Annotated in this window: 19 protein-coding genes and 2 pseudogenes; 17 read left to right on the top strand and 4 right to left on the bottom strand. The window is 60.7% G+C overall.

Annotated elements, in window-relative coordinates:
- Window positions 1-152 precede the first annotated feature (152 nt).
- Window positions 153-1742: an ABC transporter substrate-binding protein gene (locus FBX99_RS22635; RefSeq protein ID WP_144926898.1), complete on the top strand. Its 1590-nt coding sequence runs from the start codon at window positions 153-155 to the stop codon at window positions 1740-1742.
- 84 nt (window positions 1743-1826) lie between these two features.
- On the opposite strand, the gene radC is transcribed toward FBX99_RS22635, so the two are convergent.
- Window positions 1827-2501 (bottom strand): DNA repair protein RadC, encoded by a 675-nt coding sequence (radC, locus tag FBX99_RS22640; protein ID WP_144926901.1) that lies wholly within the window; start codon window positions 2499-2501, stop codon window positions 1827-1829.
- Between the two features lie 146 nt (window positions 2502-2647).
- Here radC and coaBC point away from each other — a divergent pair, with 146 nt between their 5' ends.
- From coaBC to argB, 4 genes and pseudogenes are all read left to right on the top strand, one after another.
- Entirely contained in the window at window positions 2648-3856 is a 1209-nt protein-coding gene (coaBC, locus tag FBX99_RS22645) for a bifunctional phosphopantothenoylcysteine decarboxylase/phosphopantothenate--cysteine ligase CoaBC (RefSeq protein ID WP_041022862.1), read from the top strand.
- Window positions 3857-3861: 5 nt separating this feature from the next.
- A complete protein-coding gene (gene dut / locus FBX99_RS22650; protein ID WP_144926904.1) occupies window positions 3862-4317 on the top strand; it encodes a dUTP diphosphatase in 456 nt (151 codons plus the stop codon).
- 250 nt (window positions 4318-4567) lie between these two features.
- Window positions 4568-5971 (top strand): annotated as a pseudogene (locus tag FBX99_RS22655) (phosphomannomutase/phosphoglucomutase); the annotation flags it as partial.
- A 27-nt stretch (window positions 5972-5998) separates the two neighbouring features.
- Window positions 5999-6904 carry an acetylglutamate kinase gene (gene argB / locus FBX99_RS22660; protein ID WP_144926910.1) on the top strand — a complete coding sequence of 302 codons (906 nt, stop codon included), beginning with the start codon at window positions 5999-6001 and terminating at the stop codon, window positions 6902-6904.
- Window positions 6905-7092: 188 nt separating this feature from the next.
- Here the strand turns inward: argB and pyrE are convergent, their stop codons facing one another.
- Window positions 7093-7737 carry an orotate phosphoribosyltransferase gene (gene pyrE / locus FBX99_RS22670; protein WP_047702586.1) on the bottom strand — a complete coding sequence of 215 codons (645 nt, stop codon included), beginning with the start codon at window positions 7735-7737 and terminating at the stop codon, window positions 7093-7095.
- Between the two features lie 83 nt (window positions 7738-7820).
- On the opposite strand from pyrE, the gene FBX99_RS22675 reads away from it, so the two are divergent.
- The gene (locus FBX99_RS22675) at window positions 7821-8600 is read left to right on the top strand and encodes an exodeoxyribonuclease III (protein ID WP_013694557.1); all 780 of its coding nucleotides are present in this window, start codon (window positions 7821-7823) and stop codon (window positions 8598-8600) included.
- A gap of 178 nt (window positions 8601-8778) precedes the next feature.
- On the opposite strand, the gene FBX99_RS22680 is transcribed toward FBX99_RS22675, so the two are convergent.
- Both FBX99_RS22680 and rph read right to left on the bottom strand, forming a co-directional pair.
- Window positions 8779-9147, bottom strand: coding sequence for a DUF4870 domain-containing protein (locus tag FBX99_RS22680; protein WP_144926916.1), 369 nt, complete (start codon window positions 9145-9147; stop codon window positions 8779-8781).
- 29 nt (window positions 9148-9176) lie between these two features.
- Window positions 9177-9899 (bottom strand): ribonuclease PH, encoded by a 723-nt coding sequence (gene rph / locus FBX99_RS22685; RefSeq protein ID WP_024780256.1) that lies wholly within the window; start codon window positions 9897-9899, stop codon window positions 9177-9179.
- Between the two features lie 267 nt (window positions 9900-10166).
- On the opposite strand from rph, the gene FBX99_RS22690 reads away from it, so the two are divergent.
- From FBX99_RS22690 to tssE, 11 genes and pseudogenes are all read left to right on the top strand, one after another.
- Window positions 10167-11030: a YicC/YloC family endoribonuclease gene (locus tag FBX99_RS22690; protein ID WP_144926919.1), complete on the top strand. Its 864-nt coding sequence runs from the start codon at window positions 10167-10169 to the stop codon at window positions 11028-11030.
- A 12-nt stretch (window positions 11031-11042) separates the two neighbouring features.
- Complete coding sequence (gene gmk, locus FBX99_RS22695; protein WP_047702589.1) at window positions 11043-11663, top strand: guanylate kinase; 621 nt, start codon at window positions 11043-11045, stop codon at window positions 11661-11663.
- A 167-nt stretch (window positions 11664-11830) separates the two neighbouring features.
- Complete coding sequence (rpoZ, locus tag FBX99_RS22700) at window positions 11831-12094, top strand: DNA-directed RNA polymerase subunit omega (RefSeq protein WP_003177259.1); 264 nt, start codon at window positions 11831-11833, stop codon at window positions 12092-12094.
- A 60-nt stretch (window positions 12095-12154) separates the two neighbouring features.
- On the top strand, window positions 12155-14260 hold the full coding sequence (gene spoT, locus FBX99_RS22705) for a bifunctional GTP diphosphokinase/guanosine-3',5'-bis pyrophosphate 3'-pyrophosphohydrolase (protein ID WP_144926923.1): 2106 nt from the start codon (window positions 12155-12157) through the stop codon (window positions 14258-14260).
- A gap of 34 nt (window positions 14261-14294) precedes the next feature.
- Entirely contained in the window at window positions 14295-14675 is a 381-nt protein-coding gene (locus FBX99_RS22710; RefSeq protein ID WP_024780260.1) for a RidA family protein, read from the top strand.
- 55 nt (window positions 14676-14730) lie between these two features.
- Window positions 14731-15471 carry a hypothetical protein gene (locus FBX99_RS22715; RefSeq protein ID WP_145133012.1) on the top strand — a complete coding sequence of 247 codons (741 nt, stop codon included), beginning with the start codon at window positions 14731-14733 and terminating at the stop codon, window positions 15469-15471.
- Between the two features lie 251 nt (window positions 15472-15722).
- Window positions 15723-15818, top strand: a pseudogene (locus tag FBX99_RS29390) (integrase); the annotation flags it as partial.
- 961 nt (window positions 15819-16779) lie between these two features.
- Entirely contained in the window at window positions 16780-18336 is a 1557-nt protein-coding gene (tssA, locus tag FBX99_RS22730; protein WP_144926937.1) for a type VI secretion system protein TssA, read from the top strand.
- A 32-nt stretch (window positions 18337-18368) separates the two neighbouring features.
- Entirely contained in the window at window positions 18369-18872 is a 504-nt protein-coding gene (gene tssB, locus FBX99_RS22735) for a type VI secretion system contractile sheath small subunit (protein ID WP_145133014.1), read from the top strand.
- 25 nt (window positions 18873-18897) lie between these two features.
- Window positions 18898-20385, top strand: coding sequence for a type VI secretion system contractile sheath large subunit (tssC, locus tag FBX99_RS22740; protein ID WP_144926943.1), 1488 nt, complete (start codon window positions 18898-18900; stop codon window positions 20383-20385).
- A gap of 9 nt (window positions 20386-20394) precedes the next feature.
- Complete coding sequence (gene tssE, locus FBX99_RS22745) at window positions 20395-20805, top strand: type VI secretion system baseplate subunit TssE (RefSeq protein WP_144926946.1); 411 nt, start codon at window positions 20395-20397, stop codon at window positions 20803-20805.
- Window positions 20806-20810 lie beyond the last annotated feature (5 nt).

Genomic DNA, 20810 nt, shown 5'->3' on the forward strand with positions numbered 1-20810 from the left:
CAATGTCGACAGGTTCTAACGCCTCAATGCGCTGGCGCAGGGTGCCGGAAAAAGCAAAAAGGGGATAGTCATTTGGCAACGAGCCCACTAGGGTAGGCCTTTTCCAGACTGCACTCGCAGATGGGCCTTCGACCTGACAAGGAAACCCGATCATGCGCCTCGCTGCCCTCTCACTGTTGCTCGCCCCTCTGCTGATCAGCCCATTGGCCCAGGCCGCCGCCCTGAGCGTCTGCACCGAGGCCAGTCCGGAGGGATTCGATGTCGTCCAATACAATTCGCTGACGACCACCAATGCTTCTGCCGATGTCCTGATGAACCGACTGGTGGATTTCGACACCGCCAGCGGCAAGGTAGTCCCCAGCCTGGCCGAGCGCTGGGACGTCTCGACCGATGGGCTGACCTACGTGTTCAACCTGCGTCCAAAGGTCAGGTTTCACCAGACCGAATATTTCACGCCCCATCGTGACCTGAGCGCCGAAGACGTGAAGTTCAGCTTCGAACGCATGCTGGACCCCGCCAATCCCTGGCATAAAGTCGCCCAGAGCGGCTTCCCGCACGCCCAGTCCATGCAGCTGCCGGCGCTGATCAAGAAAATCGACGCCCTGGACCCACTGACCGTGCGCTTTACCCTCGATCATGCGGACTCCACGTTCCTGGCCACGCTGAGCATGGGCTTCGCCTCGATCTATTCGGCTGAATACGCCGATCAATTGATGAAGGCCGGCACACCGGAAAAACTCAACAACCAGCCCATCGGCACCGGCCCGTTCATCTTCAGCCGGTTCCAGAAGGACGCCTCGATTCGCTACAAGGCCAACAACGATTACTTCGCCGGCAAACCCCAGGTCGACCCGCTGATCTTTGCCATTACGCCGGATGCAAACGTGCGCCTGCAGAAACTGCGGCGCAACGAATGCCAGATCGCCCTCTCGCCCAAGCCTTTGGACGTGCAGGCCGCCCGGCAGGAAGCGACCCTGAAGGTGGAACAGACCGATGCCTTCATGACCGCTTTCGTGGCGATCAACAGCCAGCATCCTCCCCTGGACAAGCCAGAGGTACGCCAGGCCATCAACCTTGCCTTCGACAAAGCCAGCTACCTCAAGACCGTCTTCGAAGGCACCGCCGAAGCGGCCAACGGCCCCTACCCGCCAAACACCTGGAGCTACGCCAGGAACCTGCCCGGCTATGCCCATGACCCGGCCAAGGCCCGTGAGCTGCTGGCCAAGGCCGGCTTGAAGGAAGGGTTCCAGACCACGATCTGGACCCGTCCTTCCGGCAGCCTGCTGAACCCCAACCCCAGCCTCGGCGCGCAGTTGCTGCAATCTGACCTGGCAGAAGTCGGCATCCAGGCCGAGATCCGGGTGATCGAATGGGGCGAGCTGATCCGTCGCGCCAAGGCCGGCGAGCATGACCTGCTGTTCATGGGCTGGGCCGGCGACAACGGCGACCCGGACAACTTCCTGACGCCGCAGTTTTCCTGCGCGGCGGTCAAGTCCGGGACCAACTTCGCCCGTTATTGCAACCAGGACCTGGACAAGCTGATCAGCGCCGGCAAGACCACCGGTGAACAGGGCGTGCGCACCAAGCTCTATGAACAGGCCCAGGCACAGATCCAGCAGCAGGCCCTGTGGCTACCACTGGCCCACCCGACCGCGTTCGCCCTGGTTCGCAAGGACCTGCAGGGTTATGCCGTCAGCCCGTTCGGGCGCCAGGATTATTCGAAGGTCAGCCTCAAGCCGTAAGCTGCAAGCTGCAAGCTGCAAGCTCAAGAGCAGATCACACCCCGCTCTGAACTTGCAGCTTGAAGCTGAAAGCTTGCCGCTGCTTCACATCCACCCATACTCCGCCATCGACAGCGGCTCCCCATCACCGACGATGAAGTGATCGAGCACCCGCACATCAATCAGCTCCAGCGCTTCTTGAAGTCGCTCGGTGAGCACCCGATCAGCCTGGCTGGGCTCGGTGTTGCCGGAAGGATGGTTGTGGCACAGGATCAGCGCGGCGGCATTGTGGGCCAGGGCGCGTTTGACCACCTGCCGGGGATAGACGCTGGCGCTGTCGATGGAACCGCGAAACAGCGCTTCGTAGGCCAGCACCCGGTGCCGGGAGTCGAGGAACAGGCAGCCGAACACCTCATGGGGTTCGTGCCGCAACATGGCCTTGAGATAATCACGCACCACCAGCGGGCTCTCCAGCACCGACTCTCGCCGCAAGTCCTCGGCCAAATGTCGACGCCCCATTTCCAGGACCGCTTGCAACTGGGCAAATTTCGCCGGGCCCAGCCCCAGTTGCGCGCTGAAGGTGCGCATGTCGGCTTCCAGCAGAACCCGCAGGCAACCGAATTGATGCAGCAGGTGTCGAGCCAGGTCCACCGCGCTTTTCCCGGACACACCGGTGCGCAGGAAGATCGCCAGCAGTTCGGCATCCGAAAGGCTCGCCGAACCCAATTCCAATAACTTCTCCCGCGGACGCTCCGCCGCCGGCCAATCACGAATACTCATAGGACCTCCTGGTCAGTGGCGCGCCGCTGTTCCATAGCGGTCGCTGTGATATCGTAGCCCATCTTTTTTGCAGGCGATTTGCACCCTGGCAGGCTGCTGTCGAGAAGTTCGTCCTGTATTGACCACTGAAATCCAAAGGCAGGCTTATGCAGCGGCTGTATCGGAAACGCATCGTTCTGGGCGTCGGCGGCGGCATTGCCGCCTACAAGAGCGCCGAGCTGGTTCGCAGGCTGATCGACCAGGGCGCGGAAGTGCGCGTCGTCATGACCCGTGGCGGCAGTGAGTTCATCACCCCCCTGACCATGCAGGCCCTGTCCGGGCACCCGGTCCACCTGGATCTGCTCGACCCGGCGGCCGAAGCCGCCATGGGTCATATCGAACTGGCCAAGTGGGCCGACCTGGTGCTGATCGCCCCGGCCACCGCCGACCTCATTGCCCGCCTGGCCCAAGGCATCGCCAATGATCTGCTGACCACCCTGGTACTCGCCACCGACGCCGTGGTCGCCGTCGCACCGGCCATGAACCAGGCCATGTGGCGCGATCCGGCCACCCAGGCCAACCTGCAACTGCTCGAAAGCCGCGACCTGAAAGTCTTTGGCCCGGCCTCCGGCAGCCAGGCCTGCGGCGATGTCGGTATGGGCCGCATGCTCGAAGCCACCGACCTGGCCCAATGTGCCGCCGACTGCTTCCAGCGCCACGCCCTGACCGGCAAGCACGTGCTGATTACCGCCGGACCGACCCAGGAAAACATCGACCCGGTGCGCTACATCACCAACCACAGTTCCGGAAAAATGGGCTTCGCCCTGGCCGAGGCCGCGGTGGAAGCCGGCGCCCGGGTGACACTGATCACCGGCCCCGTGCACCTGCCGACGCCGGATCGGGTGACCCGCATCGACGTAGTCAGCGCCCGGGACATGCTCGCAGCCTGCGAAGCGGCCATCCCCTGCGACCTGTTCATCGCCTCGGCCGCGGTAGCGGACTACCGCCCTGAGGTCATTGCCCCGCAAAAATTGAAGAAAGACCCTACGAGCGGCGACGGCCTGTTATTACAAATGGTCCGCAACCCGGATATTCTTGCCACCATCGCCACCCGTCCCGACCGCCCTTTCAGTGTCGGCTTCGCCGCCGAAACCGAAAACCTGCTCGATTACGCCGCGCGCAAGCTCAAGGACAAGAATCTGGACTTGATCGTCGCCAACGACGTCGCCAACCCGAGCATCGGCTTCAACAGCGAAGAAAACGCCTGCAGCGTGATCGACCGCCAGTTGCACGCCACCCTTTTCGCCCAGACCAGCAAAGGCAAGATCGCCCGCCAGCTGATCACTTTCATCGCCGAACGGCTGAACCAGGTTTAATTGACATGCACGCGCTACAAGCCAAGATCCTCGACCCTCGCATCGGCAGCGAATTCCCGCTGCCGCAATACGCCACACCGGGCTCCGCCGGCCTCGACCTGCGGGCGATGCTCAAACAGGACACCGTCCTGGAGCCGGGCCAGACCTTGCTGATTCCCACCGGCCTGTCGGTGTACATCGCTGATCCGGGCCTGGCCGCACTGATCCTGCCACGCTCGGGCCTGGGTCATAAGCACGGCATCGTGCTGGGCAACCTGGTGGGGCTGATCGACTCCGACTATCAGGGCGAACTGATGGTGTCATGCTGGAACCGTGGCCATACGACATTCAACATCGCCGTGGGCGAGCGCATTGCCCAGCTAGTGCTGGTACCGGTGGTCCAGGCCCACTTCGAACTGGTCGAAGAATTCGACGAGAGCCAGCGCGGCGCAGGCGGTTTCGGACATTCCGGCAGCCACTGACCGGTGGGACAGGCCGGGCGCACTGCCCGGCCGGTTTATTAAGCTACTGTTTCAGGGCAAAAAATGCGCAATGGCTTTCTGCTAGGTTTCCCATCCGGAATCAAGGTATTAGGCGAGCGAGGCCAGGGTAACGCTGTCTCATGGCATTTTCCCACCACGAACTCTCTGTCAAAAACGCCGTCATACCCTTCAGCTTGAGCCTGCCGGCGCTGACCGCCGGCCTGTCCAGTCACCTTCTGAATAGAGCGTCCCGCCCATGAACACCCCAGCCGCAATCGCACCGATCTTTCCTGACAGCATCTTCCGCGCCTACGACATCCGTGGCGTCGTGCCGGAAACCCTGACTGGCGAAACCGCCTACTGGATCGGCCGCGCCATTGGCTCCCAGAGCCTGGCCCAGGGCGAACCGAACGTGTGCGTCGGCCGCGATGGCCGCTTGTCCGGCCCCGAGCTGGTCGAGCAGTTGATCAAGGGCGTTGCCGACAGCGGCTGCCATGTCAGCGACGTTGGCCTGGTACCGACCCCGGCCCTGTATTACGCCGCCAACGTACTGGCCGGCAAATCCGGCGTGATGCTCACCGGCAGCCACAACCCGTCGAACTACAACGGCTTCAAGATCGTCATCGCCGGCGACACCCTCGCCAACGAGCAGATCCAGGCCCTGCATACCCGCCTCAAGACCAACGACCTGAGCAGCGGCAAGGGCACTGTCACCAAAGTCGACATCCTCGAGCGCTACAGTGACGAAATCGTCAAGGACGTAAAGCTGGCCCGCCGCCTGAAAGTGGTGGTCGATTGCGGCAACGGCGCGGCCGGCGTGATCGCCCCGCAACTGATCGAAGCCCTGAACTGCGAGGTCATCCCGCTGTTCTGCGAGGTGGACGGCAACTTCCCCAACCACCATCCGGACCCGGGCAAACTGGAAAACCTCGAAGACCTGATCGCCAAGGTCAAGGAAACCAATGCCGACCTGGGCCTGGCCTTCGACGGCGACGGCGACCGCGTCGGCGTGGTGACCAACACCGGCAGCGTGGTGTTCCCCGACCGCCTGTTGATGCTGTTCGCTCGCGACGTGGTGGCGCGCAATCCGAATGCCGAAATCATCTTCGACGTTAAATGCACCCGGCGCCTGGTCCCACTGATCAAGGAATATGGCGGTCGTGCGCTGATGTGGAAGACCGGCCATTCGTTGATCAAGAAGAAAATGAAGCAGAGCGGCGCCCTGCTGGCCGGCGAGATGAGCGGCCACATCTTCTTCAAGGAGCGCTGGTTCGGCTTCGACGACGGCATCTATAGCGCGGCACGCCTGCTGGAGATCCTCAGCAAGGAACAATCCAGCGCCGAAGACCTGTTCGCGACCTTCCCGAACGATATTTCTACGCCGGAAATCAATATCCATGTGACCGAAGAGAGCAAATTCAGCATCATTGATGCACTGCACGACGCTCAATGGGGCGAAGGGGCCGAACTGACCACCATCGATGGTGTGCGGGTCGACTATCCCCACGGCTGGGGCCTGGTTCGCGCGTCCAACACCACGCCGGTGCTGGTCCTGCGTTTCGAGGCCGATAACGAAGCCGAGTTGCAGCGCATCAAGGATGTGTTCCACACCCAACTCAAACGTGTTGCACCCGATCTTCAACTACCGTTTTGATTTTTTGAAGCGCCACTGGAGCCCTGAATGACCCTCGAACGCGAAGCCGCCACCAACACCGCCAAGGTCCTGTCCGAAGCGTTGCCTTATATCCGACGCTACGTCGGCAAGACCCTGGTGATCAAATATGGCGGCAACGCGATGGAAAGCGAGGAGCTCAAGACCGGCTTCGCCCGCGACATCGTGCTGATGAAAGCCGTGGGCATCAACCCGGTGGTAGTGCATGGCGGTGGCCCGCAAATCGGCGACCTGCTCAAGCGCCTGGCGATCGAAAGCCACTTCATCGATGGCATGCGCGTCACCGACGCGCAGACCATGGACGTGGTGGAAATGGTCCTCGGCGGCCAGGTCAACAAAGACATCGTCAACCTGATCAACCGCCATGGCGGCAGCGCCATCGGCCTGACCGGTAAAGATGCCGAGCTGATCCGGGCGAAGAAACTCACCGTCACCCGCCAGACGCCGGAAATGACCCAGCCGGAAATCATCGACATCGGCCAGGTAGGCGAAGTGGTCGGGATCAATACCGACCTGCTGAACCTGCTAGTCAAGGGCGATTTCATCCCGGTGATCGCGCCTATCGGCGTGGGCGCCAACGGCGAGTCGTACAACATCAACGCCGACCTGGTGGCCGGCAAGGTCGCCGAAGCACTGAAAGCTGAAAAGCTGATGCTGCTGACCAACATCGCCGGCCTGATGGACAAGTCGGGCAAAGTCCTGACCGGCCTGTCGACCCAACAGGTCGACGATCTGATCGCGGACGGCACCATCTACGGCGGCATGCTGCCGAAGATCCGTTGCGCACTGGAAGCGGTGCAAGGCGGCGTCGGCAGCTCGCTGATCATCGACGGCCGGGTGCCGAATGCGATCCTGCTGGAGATCTTTACCGATACTGGCGTGGGTACGTTGATCAGTAATCGCAAGCGTCCATAAGCCACACCCCAAAAAAAAAGACCCCGCTCAGCCTGGCTGAGCGGGGTCTTTTTTGCACCGGCCACCTGCGAAATACCCCCTGTGGGAGCGAGCCTGCTCGCGATGGCGGAATGGACTTCAACACTGATGCTGACTGATCCGCCGCTATCGCGAGCAGGCTCGCTCCCACCGGGGAATGTACAAGCCGATCAGACGCCGAACTGCGCCCGATAAGCCTCGACCGCCGGCAAATGCTGCTTGAGCTGCGGGTCGTCGGCCAAAAACTCCAGAACCTGGGTCAGCGAAACGATGCTGATGACCGGAATGCCGAAGTCACGCTCCACTTCCTGGATCGCCGACAGCTCGCCGTTGCCACGCTCCTGACGGTTCAGCGCAATCAGCACGCCGGCGGCCTTGGCGCCATCCTGGGAAGCGATGATCTGCATCACTTCACGGATGGCGGTGCCGGCGGTGATCACGTCGTCGATGATCAGCACGTCACCGGTCAGCGGCGCGCCCACCAGGCTGCCACCTTCACCGTGGGCCTTGGCTTCCTTGCGGTTGAAGCACCAGGGCAGGTCGCGGTCGTGATGTTCGGCCAGGGCGACGGCGGTGGTGGCGGCCAGCGGGATGCCTTTGTAGGCCGGGCCGAACAGCACGTCGAACGGGATGCCGCTCTCGACAATGGCCGCCGCATAGAAACGCCCCAGCTGGGCCAGGGCGGAACCGCTGTTGAACAGGCCGGCGTTGAAGAAGTACGGGCTCGTGCGCCCGGACTTGAGGGTGAACTCACCGAAGCGCAAAACCCCGCGATCGATGGCAAAGCGAATGAAATCGCGCTGATACGCCTGCATGAAAAAAAGCCTCAAATACCGCGGATTTAGCTAAATAGGTACACGGCGTGTATCATACACGCACGTGATTTTTGGGGCCATTTATGCGGATCATCAGTGTGAACGTCAATGGTATTCAGGCTGCAGTGGAGCGAGGTTTGCTCAGTTGGCTGCAAGCACAGAATGCCGACGTCATCTGCCTGCAGGACACCCGCGCCTCCGCCTTTGAACTGGATGATGCAGCCTTCCAACTGGATGGTTACTTCCTTTATGCCTGCGATGCCGAAGTCCCCGCCCAGGGTGGCGTGGCTCTGTACTCGCGGCTGCAACCGAAGGCTGTCATCAACGGTCTCGGTTTCGAGACGGCGGACCGCTACGGGCGCTACCTGCAAGCCGATTTCGACAAGGTCAGCATCGCGACCTTATTGCTCCCTTCGGGGCAGAACGGCGATGAAGATTTGAATCAGAAATTCAAGTTGATGGACGATTTCGCCCGTTACCTGGATAAGCAGCGGCGCAAACGTCGCGAGTACATCTATTGTGGCTCGCTGTACGTGGCGCAACAGAAGCTGGACATCAAGAACTGGCGCGACAGCCAGCAATCTCCGGGTTTCCTGGCGCCTGAACGGGCCTGGATGGACGAGATCATCGGCAACATGGGCTATGTCGATGCCCTGCGCGAAGTCAGCCGCGAAGGCGACCAGTACAGCTGGTGGCCGGACAACGAACAGGCCGAGATGCTCAACCTCGGTTGGCGTTTCGACTACCAGTTGCTGACGCCCGGCCTGCGCCGTTTCGTGCGTAGCGCCCGCTTGCCGCGCCAGCCACGATTCTCGCAACATGCGCCGCTGATCGTGGATTACGACTGGACGCTGACGATCTGAGGGGCGTTTCGCAGATACAAAAAAACCGACAGCGCTGTCGGTTTTTTTGTGGCTGATCGCTTTACCCCTGTGGGAGCGAGCCCTGCTCGCGATAGGGGCCTGACATTCGACATCTACGTCGACTGACACGCCGCTATCGCGAGCAGGGCTCACTCCCACAGGGGTTATTCACTGATCGTTATTTGATCACTCGCCAGGTAAACGGATACCGATACGGCTGCCCTTCATTGGCCTTGATCCCACCGATGATGGTCAGCACCAGCGCGCCGATGGCGATCAGCCCGAACAGGAAGAAGCCAATCACCACGATCATCAACAGGAAACTGATGAGCGAGGCAATCGCCACAGTGATCTGGAAGTTCAGCGCTTCCTTGCCTTGGGCATCGATGAACGGATCGGATTCGCGCTTGATCTGCCAGAGCACCAGCGGCCCGATCAGCGTACCAAACGGAATCACCAGGCCCGACAAGGCGGACAGGTGGCAGAACATCGCCCATTGACGCGCCTCCCTGTCCGGCTGGGGCAGTAGCACTTGTTCATCACTCATGACGCTCTCCTTGTCTGAAGCGCTGTAGATCAATCGGCCAGGGCGGCCTTTTGCAGTTCGAAAATTTCGCTCATGCCTTTCTTCGCCAGCTCCAGCATAGCGTTCAGCTCTTCAGGCTGGAATGGCGCGCCCTCGGCAGTGCCCTGGACTTCGATGAAGCCGCCAGCGCTGGTCATGACGACGTTCAGGTCGGTCTCGGCAGCGGAGTCTTCCAGGTAATCCAGGTCCAGCACCGGCTCGCCCTGGTACATGCCCACCGAGACCGCGCCGATCATCTGCTTGAGCGGATCGCCGCCCTTGAGGCCGCCGCGCTTCTTGATCACTTTCAATGCATCGACCAGCGCAACCATGGCACCGGTAATGGAAGCCGTGCGGGTGCCGCCGTCGGCCTGGATCACGTCGCAATCGACATACAGCGTCACGTCGCCCAGCTTGGACATGTCCAGGGCGGCGCGCAGCGAACGGCCGATCAGGCGCTGGATTTCCAGGGTACGACCACCTTGCTTGCCACGGCTGGCCTCGCGCTGGTTCCGCTCACCGGTGGCGCGCGGCAGCATGCCGTACTCGGCCGTCAACCAGCCCTGGCCCTGGCCCTTGAGGAACCGAGGCACGCCATTTTCGACGCTGACGGTGCAGATGACCTTGGTATCACCGAATTCGACCAGTACGGATCCCTCGGCGTGTTTGGTGTAGTTGCGGGTAATGCGGATCGAGCGGAGCTGATCGGCAGCGCGACCACTTGGACGTTTCATAGGGAACACCTGTACAGAGGACGGAAAACTGCCGGCATTATAAAGCCGCGAATCGTCCTAGGGCAGTTTAAAACGCCGCGCCGTTCTAAAAACCGCCGCCTCAAAGACCCGCCCGACGGGCTGCAGCGCTTTGTCACAGGCACGGTTTGGGGGCATGCGCCTCACTGCGCTACAATCCTGCGCCTTTGCTGCCCGTCGACTTTTTATCCACAGACTCCAGGCGCCACGACCCCGGTCGTGCCCGTCCTGCATTGCGAGGAACCTCCCATGGTGCACAGCATGACCGCCTTCGCCCGCGTCGAAAAGGCCGGCGCCCAAGGCACGCTGAGCTGGGAACTGCGCTCGGTCAACAGCCGTTACCTGGAGCCGCACCTGCGCCTGCCCGAATCCTTCCGCGACCTGGAAGGCGGCGTACGCGAAGCTCTGCGCCAAGGCCTGTCCCGAGGCAAGCTGGAGTGCACCCTGCGTTTCACCGAAGAAAACACCGGCAAGCCATTGCAAGTGGACCGCGAACGCGCCGCCCAACTGGTAGCCGCTGCCGAAACCGTCGCCAGCCTGATCAAAAACCCCGCCGCCCTGAACCCGCTGGAAGTCCTCGCCTGGCCTGGCGTGCTGGTGGGCGATGCCAGCGATCCCCAGGCACTGAATGCCGAGGCGCTGGCGCTCTTCAACCAGGGGCTCAAGGAACTCAAGGCCGGCCGTGAGCGCGAAGGCGCGGAACTGGCCCGACTGATCAATGAGCGGCTGACGTCCATAGAAGAAGACGTGACGACCCTGCGCGAACTGGTTCCGCAAATGCTCGCCACCCAGCGCCAGAAAGTCCTGGACCGCTTTGCCGACATGAAGGCCGAGCTGGATCCGCAGCGCCTGGAACAGGAAATGGTCATGCTCGCGCAGAAAAGCGACGTGGCCGAAGAACTGGATCGCCTGAGCACCCACATCATCGAAGTCCGCCGGGTGCTCAAGTCCGGCGGTGCGGCCGGTCGCCGCCTCGACTTCCTGATGCAAGAGCTCAACCGCGAAGCTAATACACTGGGCTCCAAAGCCTTCGACCCGCGCAGCACCCAGGCTGCGGTCAACCTCAAGGTGTTGATCGAGCAAATGCGCGAACAAGTGCAGAACATTGAGTAAGGCTAACCCGACATGACCCACAGCACCGGCACTCTCTACATCATTTCCGCGCCCTCGGGCGCCGGCAAGACCAGCCTGGTCAAGGCCCTGATCGACGCCGAGCCGCAGATCCGCGTCTCGGTTTCCCACACCACCCGCGCCATGCGCCCGGGTGAAGTGAACGGCGTGAACTACCACTTCGTCGACCGCGAAGAATTCGTGAGGATGGCCGAGCACGGCGACTTCCTGGAGCGCGCCGAAGTCTTCGGCAACCTCTACGGCACCTCGCAGAGCTACTTGCAGCAGACCCTGGACGAAGGCCACGACCTGATCCTGGAAATCGACTGGCAAGGCGCCGAACAAGTGCGCAAGCTGATGCCCCAGGCCCGTTCGATCTTCATCCTGCCACCCAGCCAGCAAGCCTTGCGCCAGCGCCTGACCAACCGTGGCCAGGACAGCGACGAGATCATCGAAGGCCGGATGCGCGAAGCGGTCAGCGAAATGAGCCACTACGTGGACTACGACTACCTGATCATCAACGACGATTTCGCCCAGGCGCTGGACGACCTGAAGGCGGTTTTCCGCGCCAATCAGCTGCAACAGAAACGCCAGCAGCAACGTTTCGGTAAATTATTGGCCGAACTGCTGGGCTGACCGGCCCTTCCCAAAACCGCTGCAACAGCTTTACATTGGCACTTGCAGCGCGCCGAGGGGCTTGGTCAAAAAATCAGCGCTTCCCTAAACGCTGGTGTTTTTTTAAACTGTCGAGTCCGCTCGCCCAACCGGGCAGCGCGCATATTGCATTCGCTCCGAGGAATACCATGGCCCGCGTAACCGTTGAAGACTGCCTAGAACACGTGGAAAACCGCTTTGAGCTGGTCATGCTCTCTACCAAGCGTGCCCGTCAACTGGCCACCGGCGGCAAAGAGCCATTGGTCCAGTGGGAAAACGACAAGCCTACCGTGGTAGCGCTGCGTGAAATCGCCGAAGGCCTGATGAGCTACGAGTTCATCGCCAACGCTGAAATCGTTGAAGACGAACCGCTGTTCGCGGCGTTCGAGGACGAGTCCAACGAGGCGGTCTAAATCTATGCCTGGTCGACGTAGCACGGCGCGGGGTCACAGCAAACGGCAGGAGTCATCATCATGCCGAGCATAGACGCCCTCGCCGATCGCTTATCGGCCTACCTCGGTACGGATCAGGTCAACCTGGTCCGCCGAGCCTACTTCTACGCCGAACAAGCCCACGACGGCCAACGCCGCCGCAGTGGCGAAGCGTACGTCACGCACCCGCTCGCGGTGGCGGGCATCCTTGCCGACATGCACATGGACCATCAGAGCCTGATGGCCGCCATGCTCCATGACGTGATCGAAGACACCGGCATTGCCAAGGAAGCGCTGCAAGCGCAATTTGGCGAAACCGTGGCCGAACTGGTCGACGGGGTCAGCAAACTGACCCAGATGAACTTCGAGACCAAGGCTGAGGCCCAGGCCGAGAACTTCCAGAAAATGGCCATGGCCATGGCCCGGGACATTCGCGTGATCCTGGTCAAGCTTGCCGACCGCCTGCACAACATGCGCACCCTGGAAGTGCTGTCCGGTGAAAAACGCCGGCGCATCGCCAAGGAAACCCTGGAAATCTACGCACCCATTGCCAATCGCCTGGGCATGCATGCGATCCGCATCGAATTCGAAGACCTCGGCTTCAAGGCCATGCACCCGATGCGTTCGGCGCGCATCAACCAGGCCGTCAAGCGCGCCCGGGGCAACCGCAAGGAAATCGTCAACAAGATCGAAGAGTCGTTGAGCCACTGCCTGGCCATCGACGGCATCGAAGGCGAAGTCAGCGGGCGGCAGAAACACCTCTACGGCATCTACAAAAAAATGCGCGGCAAGCGCCGGGCCTTCAACGAGATCATGGACGTCTACGCGTTCCGGATCATCGTCGACAAGGTCGACACCTGCTACCGCGTGCTGGGTGCTGTGCATAATTTGTACAAACCGTTGCCGGGGCGTTTCAAAGACTACATCGCGATCCCCAAGGCCAACGGCTACCAATCGCTGCACACCACGCTGTTCGGCATGCACGGGGTACCCATCGAGATCCAGATCCGCACCCGTGAAATGGAAGAGATGGCCAACAACGGCATCGCCGCCCACTGGCTGTACAAATCCAGCGGTGACGAACAACCCAAGAGCACCCATGCCCGGGCCCGACAGTGGGTCAAGGGCGTGCTGGAAATGCAGCAGAGGGCCGGCAACTCCCTGGAATTCATTGAAAGCGTCAAGATCGACCTGTTCCCGGACGAGGTCTATGTCTTCACGCCCAAGGGCCGGATCATGGAGCTGCCCAAAGGCTCCACGGCGGTGGACTTCGCCTATGCGGTGCACACCGACGTCGGCAACAGCTGCATCGCCTGCCGGATCAACCGTCGCCTGGCGCCGCTGTCCGAACCGCTGCAAAGCGGCTCCACGGTGGAAATCGTCAGCGCCCCCGGTGCGCGGCCGAACCCGGCGTGGCTCAACTTCGTGGTCACCGGCAAAGCCCGAACCCACATCCGCCACGCCCTTAAACTGCAACGCCGTTCCGAATCCATCAGCCTCGGCGAACGCCTGCTGAACAAGGTGCTGAACGGCTTCGACAGCTCGCTGGAAAAAGTCCCGACCGAACGCGTGCAGACGATGCTCCAGGAATACCGTCTCGAACTGGTGGAAGACCTGCTCGAAGACATCGGCCTGGGCAACCGCATGGCCTACGTCGTCGCCCGCCGCCTGCTGGGCGAAGGCGAACAACTGCCAAGCCCCGAAGGCCCGCTGGCGATCCGCGGAACTGAAGGCCTGGTACTCAGCTACGCCAAGTGCTGCACGCCGATCCCGGGCGACCCGATTGTCGGCCACCTGTCCGCCGGCAAGGGGATGGTGGTGCACCTGGACAACTGCCGCAACATCAGCGAAATCCGCCACAACCCGGAAAAATGCATCCAGCTCTCCTGGGCCAAGGATGTCACCGGCGAATTCAACGTCGAGCTGCGGGTCGAGCTGGAACACCAGCGTGGCCTGATCGCCCTGCTGGCCAGCAGCGTCAACGCCGCCGACGGCAACATCGAGAAAATCAGCATGGACGAGCGCGACGGCCGCATCAGCGTCGTCCAACTGGTGGTCAGCGTGCACGACCGCGTACACCTGGCCCGCGTGATCAAGAAACTGCGAGCCCTGACCGGCGTTATCCGCATCACCCGCATGCGCGCATAACCCCCAATAGCCCAGCCATTACAAGGAGTCATACATGACCAAAACCGTCATCACCAGCGACAAGGCCCCGGCCGCCATCGGCACTTATTCCCAGGCGATCAAGGCGGGCAACACCGTGTACATGTCGGGCCAGATCCCCCTGGACCCGAAAACCATGGAGCTGGTGGAAGGCTTCGAAGCCCAGACCGTACAGGTCTTCGAAAACCTTAAAGCAGTAGCCGAAGCCGCCGGCGGATCGTTCAAGGACATCGTCAAGCTCAACATCTTCCTCACCGACCTGAGCCACTTCGCCAAGGTCAACGAGATCATGGGCAAGTACTTCGAACAGCCCTACCCTGCCCGCGCCGCCATCGGCGTAGCAGCCCTGCCAAAGGGCGCGCAGGTCGAGATGGATGCCATCCTGGTCATCGAGTAACAAGGCCGGCGCAGCATCCCCCGCTGCGCCGTTTTCGTTTTGAAAGGATTCCACCATGCGCAAAGCGCTTGCTCTCCCGCTGCTCGCCCTCCTCCTGGCCGGCTGCGCCAGCGACCCTGCCGACCGTGACATCAGCGGCACCTGGATCAACCAGGCCGCCATCGACGCTGCCGCCAAGGGTGGTCCCCTGCGCGAAGCGCTTCAGGCCTATGGCCCCAACCTGGAATGGGACATCAACACCCGGGCCGGTCAGGCGCGCTACACCAATGGCTTTGAAAACGTCGACGGCAAGTTGCTGGCCGGAGAAGACGGCCTGTGGAAAGTCGACATCTACGGCAGCGCCGCCAGCGAACTCCAGCGTGACGGCGACCAACTGAGCCAGATCGCCACCGAGAACGAGCCGCAGCAGGTATTCAACCGCGCACAAATCCAGGTTCCAGAAGGCGCCCCCATCGGCGCGAGCTTCGAGCGGGCCCTATACGCCGCTTACCTGGACGGCACCTGGAACATCGTCAACGGCCCCGGCCAAGGCGCCACCGTCCAGTTCCAACCCGACGGCCAAGTCAGCGGCCTACCGGGCGCCGACCGCTACGCCCTGTGCCTGGCAGGCGACTGCGCCACCATGAGCAACGGCAACGACACCATCTGGCTGCAAAAGAACGGTGTTGGGAATACCTGGATCTTTGCTCGCGATGGGAAGCGACTGGAGATATTCCAGACGGTGAATGCGTCGTTGGCGGATGAGATTCCGTCGTACACGCCGGGTACTCGGCAATGGGTGCTGGAAAAGCAGTAAGCGGCTCCCCCGCTGCACTAGCCCGACCGCCTCAGCGACGGGAAACCGCTATGTACGAGAATGGATATGAAGAGTCTCGCACGATCCGTGACGTGGGCCTCAGCCCCCGATGTGGACGCTGTAAAGGCTGCTTCCGAGACTTGATTTGACGAAGGTGGGAACTGCCCTCTCCCCACCGCGTCCGCTTTGAGTCGTCGTCACCACGAGGTGGTCTGCTAAACCATGATGGCGCAGGGTGCATATCCGATTGGAAGGCGGACAAGCACCAGGCTTCGGGCCACAAGGAGGAGTCGATGATGGATGTTTACGATCCGAGCTTGCCGATAGTGAATCCATCGGCAGAATGATCAATCATCGACACCAGGCTCGCAATCATCAACCGACACCTCAGCGATCTCTACATGGTCGGCTGCTGGTCGCTCCGGCTGTTTCCACCATGCAGGCACGTTGACGACTGTCTCCCGAGTTATCGCGCCGATCATCCTCACAAGGTCATATGACCTGACACCATCAACGTGCTCACTCAAACTTGCGGCTGTATTCCGCTCTTGGATAGTTGACCTAGACGAAGGGCGGCAGCTGTACGCAGGTTAGTAGACCGGGGACCTAGCAATCCGGCGCGCCCGAGGGCGCCCTGCGCACAGCTACCATCAAATACAGGCACGGAAATGCCTGACTGATAGAAGCCGCTGCGCCTCACTAGATAACACGGGCTACTAAACCCGACCACTGATGGGCAGTGGCAGGAAAACGATAGAGCCCGAGGACAAGGCGCACAAGCGGGCGGATTCTGGCGTAGTTGTAGGCAAAGGCGCAAGGATGTGTGGGGTGGCAGAAGCGCGACGGTCAATATTTGAGCCGCGCCCGGATTTCCTAGGCTTTGCGGCCGCCTTGGATCCCTTGTGGGAGTGGTGTGGGGAAATAGTGCTTCGAAGACGGCAGCCCAATCAGCTCATTAACCACTGAGAAGCGCCCTCATCTTCATAAGCAAGTGGGTGCTGCACCCCGCCTGTAAGAAATTATGACCTCTCGACAACCCACTCAATAGTTAACGGAAAGTTAGCCCACACTTCAAAGTACCTTTTGATGAACTCTTTTACAGAATAATCCTACATCCCCGATTTTATATTTTTGGCATTCTTCGCACCGAATCGCAGCCCCCCCACATTGGAATAGGCTGCAGTTCAAAGCACTCGGTTATTCGGCGCGAAACTTCCTACATAAAGCACTGAAAATATGTATTGAAGTTTGTGGCCATTTGCTGACCGCCGAAAGTTCCAAGAACCGTACTACCCAAAAGGCCATGGATTGACCTACGCAAACAAACTGTCCGCCCATTACCTGGATCTCGTCAAGACACCTGTTTCCCAGGACAGCTTCGCGGGCGCGGATGTGCGCTTTTCAAATGAATTCGAAGCGTTGGAATGTGAACTGGGGAAAGCCCAATCCATCCATGCGTGCGGTCAGGTCGATTGGCTGAAGATTCTTGAACAAAGTGAAGTCATATTGCGCACCCAGTCCAAAGACTTGCGCGTGGCGGCTTGGCTGACATGGGCGTTGTACCAGCGTGAATCTTTTCAGGGCCTGTTGGCCGGCCTCTGCCTCCTGCATTACCTGTGTAAGCACCATTGGGCCGAGATCCATCCCGCCAAGGCAAGAACCCGTGCAGCCAGTTTCAGTTGGCTGTTACCTCGCCTGGAACAGGCGCTGGGCGACCATGTTGCGATCAAAGAGCAACTGCTGTTGTTCCACCAAATGCTGGAACAACTGGAGGGCATTGAGACCGTGTGCACGGCTCACCTCGGGAATGAAGCCCCTCTGATACTGCCGTTGAGCCGTCGGCTCGACAATATGATCCGGCGCGTTACCGAGCATTCGTCAACACCCGCCGCCATCGAAACGGTGGTGGCCCAGGTGAAGCAAGCTGCCACCCAACTGTTCAGTCCCGGCGCTCATATCGAAACCGAAAAAGAAGCCCACAAGGCGCTGCGGGCCCAACAGGAAGGTGCTCGCTCGCTGTGCGCCTGGTGGCTCAAACAAAAAGTTACCGATGTTCGAGCCTTGCGCCTGAACCGCGTTTTGCCCTGGCTGGCCATCGATGCAATACCCGAACACAACGCCGAACAGCTCACCCTGTTGCGCGGGCTGCCGCCGGACAAACTCAAGGGTTATCAAGACAGCCTGCAACGGGGCAGTTATGCGGATCTGCTGGTGGAGATCGAGGCCAGTCTGGCGAAAGCGCCGTTCTGGCTCGACGGCCAGAGGCTCGCCTGGGAATGCCTGCAAGGCCTCGGTGCTGAGCTGGCCATGCGTGAACTGGAGATCCATTTCGCGCTGTTCATCCAGCGCCTGCCGGGCATTCTCGAACTGCGCTGGCATGACGGCGTGCCGTTCGCCGATCCAGCCACCCGGACCTGGATCGCGGCCCAGGTCATGCCCCATCTGCAATGTCCCGGCGCCTCGCCCACCGTCGATATAACCGACAAGCAGGCGCCATGGGAGCTGGCTCTGGAAGAGGCTCAGGCGATTGTGCTCAGGGAGGGGCTCAAGACCGCCGTGCAGTCGCTCCGGCAGGGCATGCAGGCCGCCAACGGTGCTCGCGAACGGTTTCTCTGGCGGTTCGCAATGGCCCGGCTGTGCTTTTCGGCCAAGAAATATGAGCTCGCCAAGGTCCAGCTCGAAGCCCTCGATCAAAGGCTGCAGAACCCGGAGCTGAGTGCGTGGGAGCCTGAACTGGCGTTGCAGGTATTGCACCTGCTGCATCACTGCTGCGAGTTGTTGCCGCAGAACCATTCCGTGCGTGAGCGCAAGGAAGAGACATTCCGCAGGTTGTGTCACCTCGATCTGGAACGGGTCATTGAATAGGCCTCCGGGTCCCCATTGTAAGGAGAGAAATCATGGCCAAAGAAGGCTCGGTCGCCCCCAAGGAACGCATCAACGTCACCTTCAAGCCAGCCACTGGCGGCGCCCAGGAAGAAATCGAACTGCCGCTCAAGCTGCTGGCAATCGGTGACTACACCCACTGCAAGGACGATCGCAAGATCGAGGATCGCAAGCCGATCAGCATCGACAAGATGACCTTCGACGAAGTCCTGGCCAAGCAAGAGCTGAGCTTGGCCTTGAGCGTACCGAACCGTCTTCAGGAGGAAAGCGATGCCGGCGAGCTGGCCGTGCAACTGCGCTTGAACTCAATGAAGGACTTCACCCCCGCCCACCTGGTGGAGCAACTGCCGGAGCTCAAGAAGCTGATGGCGCTACGAGATGCCCTGGTGGCGCTCAAGGGGCCATTGGGTAATACACCGGCGTTTCGCAAGGCCATCGAAGACGCACTGACCGACGATGCATCCCGTGGTCGCGTACTGGACGAGCTGGGCCTGAACGCCCCGGCCACGGACGCTTGACCCCAACAGACAAGGAAGCCGAAACATGAGCTCTCACGCAGCACTGCAGCAGCGCCAGGAACAAAACCATGACCATGGCGAATACAGCATTCTCGAAAGCATCATCGCCCAGACCCGCCTGACTCCTGACGATGAAGCCTATGACATTGCCAAGCGCGGCGTGTCGGCCTTCATCGAGGAGTTGCTCAAACCACAGAACAGCGGCGAGCCCGTCAAGAAAGCCATGGTCGACCGCATGATCGCCGAGATCGACGCCAAGCTCAGCCGCCAGATGGACGAAATTCTTCATCATCCGAAGTTCCAGGCACTGGAGTCGGCGTGGCGCGGTCTGCAGCTACTGGTTGACCGGACCAACTTCCGCGAAAACATCAAGATCGAGATGCTCAACGTCTCCAAGGACGATTTGCTGGATGACTTCGAAGATTCGCCGGAGGTCATGCAATCGGGCCTGTACAAACATATCTACACCGCCGAATACGGTCAGTTCGGCGGACAGCCCGTAGGGGCGATCATCGCCAATTACTTCATGTCCCCAAGCTCGCCGGACGTGAAATTGATGCAGTACGTCGCCAGCGTGGCTTGCATGGCCCATGCGCCGTTCATCGCTGCCGCCGGCCCGAAGTTCTTCGGTCTGGAAAGCTTCACCGGCCTGCCGGACCTCAAGGACCTGAAGGACCATTTCGAGGGCCCCCAATTCGCCAAATGGCAGAGCTTCCGCCAATCGCAAGACGCTCGCTACGTCGGCCTGACCGTACCCCGCTTCCTGCTGCGTACCCCGTACGATCCGGAAGAGAACCCGGTGAAGTCGTTCGCGTACAAGGAAACCGTTGCCAACAGCCACGAGCATTACCTGTGGGGTAACACGGCCTATGCATTCGGTACACGTCTGACCGACAGCTTCGCCAAATTCCGCTGGTGCCCGAACATCGTCGGCCCGCAAAGCGGAGGCGCAGTCGAAGACTTGCCGTTGCATCACTTCGAAAGCATGGGCGAGATCGAAACCAAGATTCCAACCGAAGTGCTGGTTTCCGACCGTCGCGAATACGAGCTGGCCGAAGAGGGGTTCATTTCCCTGACCATGCGCAAAGGCAGCGACAACGCCGCGTTCTTCTCCGCCAGCTCCGTACAGAAACCAAAATTTTTTGGCATCAGCGCCGAGGACAAGGAAGCCGAGTTGAACTACAAGCTGGGTACTCAGCTGCCGTACATGATGATCGTCAATCGCCTGGCTCATTACTTGAAAGTCTTGCAGCGCGAGCAATTGGGCTCATGGAAGGAGCGCACGGACCTGGAGCGCGAACTCAATAACTGGATCCGCCAATACGTGGCCGACCAGGAGAATCCAAGTGCCGAAGTCCGTGGCCGTCGCCCCCTGCGTGCGGCCAGGATCGTCGTCAGCGATGTTGAAGGCGAGCCCGGCTGGTACCGGGTCAGTCTCAATGTGCGTCCTCACTTCAAGTACATGGGCGCTGATTTCACCTTGTCGCTGGTTGGCAAACTGGACAAGGCATAAACGCCACCCATGACTTACGGCAGTCTTTTCGAACGCCTGAACGGTGACACCGAGGAACGTGCGGGCTTGAGCCGCGACGCCAGCGTCATGGCCTCCGTGGCGGCTCATCTGACCAGGATGCTGGGCACCCGCGCGGGTAGTGTGCAGATATCACTCGATTATGGGTTGCCCGACCTCAACGACATGCGCCTGAGCCTGCATGACGCGCGAAGCCAAGCCATCAGCGCGATCAGGACATTCATTGAGACCCACGAGCCACGGCTCGGCAACGTCCGTGTCAGCTCGATACCGAATGACGCCAATCCGCTTTGCCTGTTCTTCAACATCGATGCCCTGCTCGATGCGCAGGGCCTGAAGCGGCGGATGAACTTGTCCGTTTGCCTGGACGGCAACGGTCAAGTCAAGGTCAGCCAAGGATAGCCACC

Origin of the sequence: Pseudomonas sp. SJZ074 (genome assembly GCF_007828215.1) — a bacterium.
Classification (GTDB): Bacteria; Pseudomonadota; Gammaproteobacteria; order Pseudomonadales; family Pseudomonadaceae; genus Aquipseudomonas.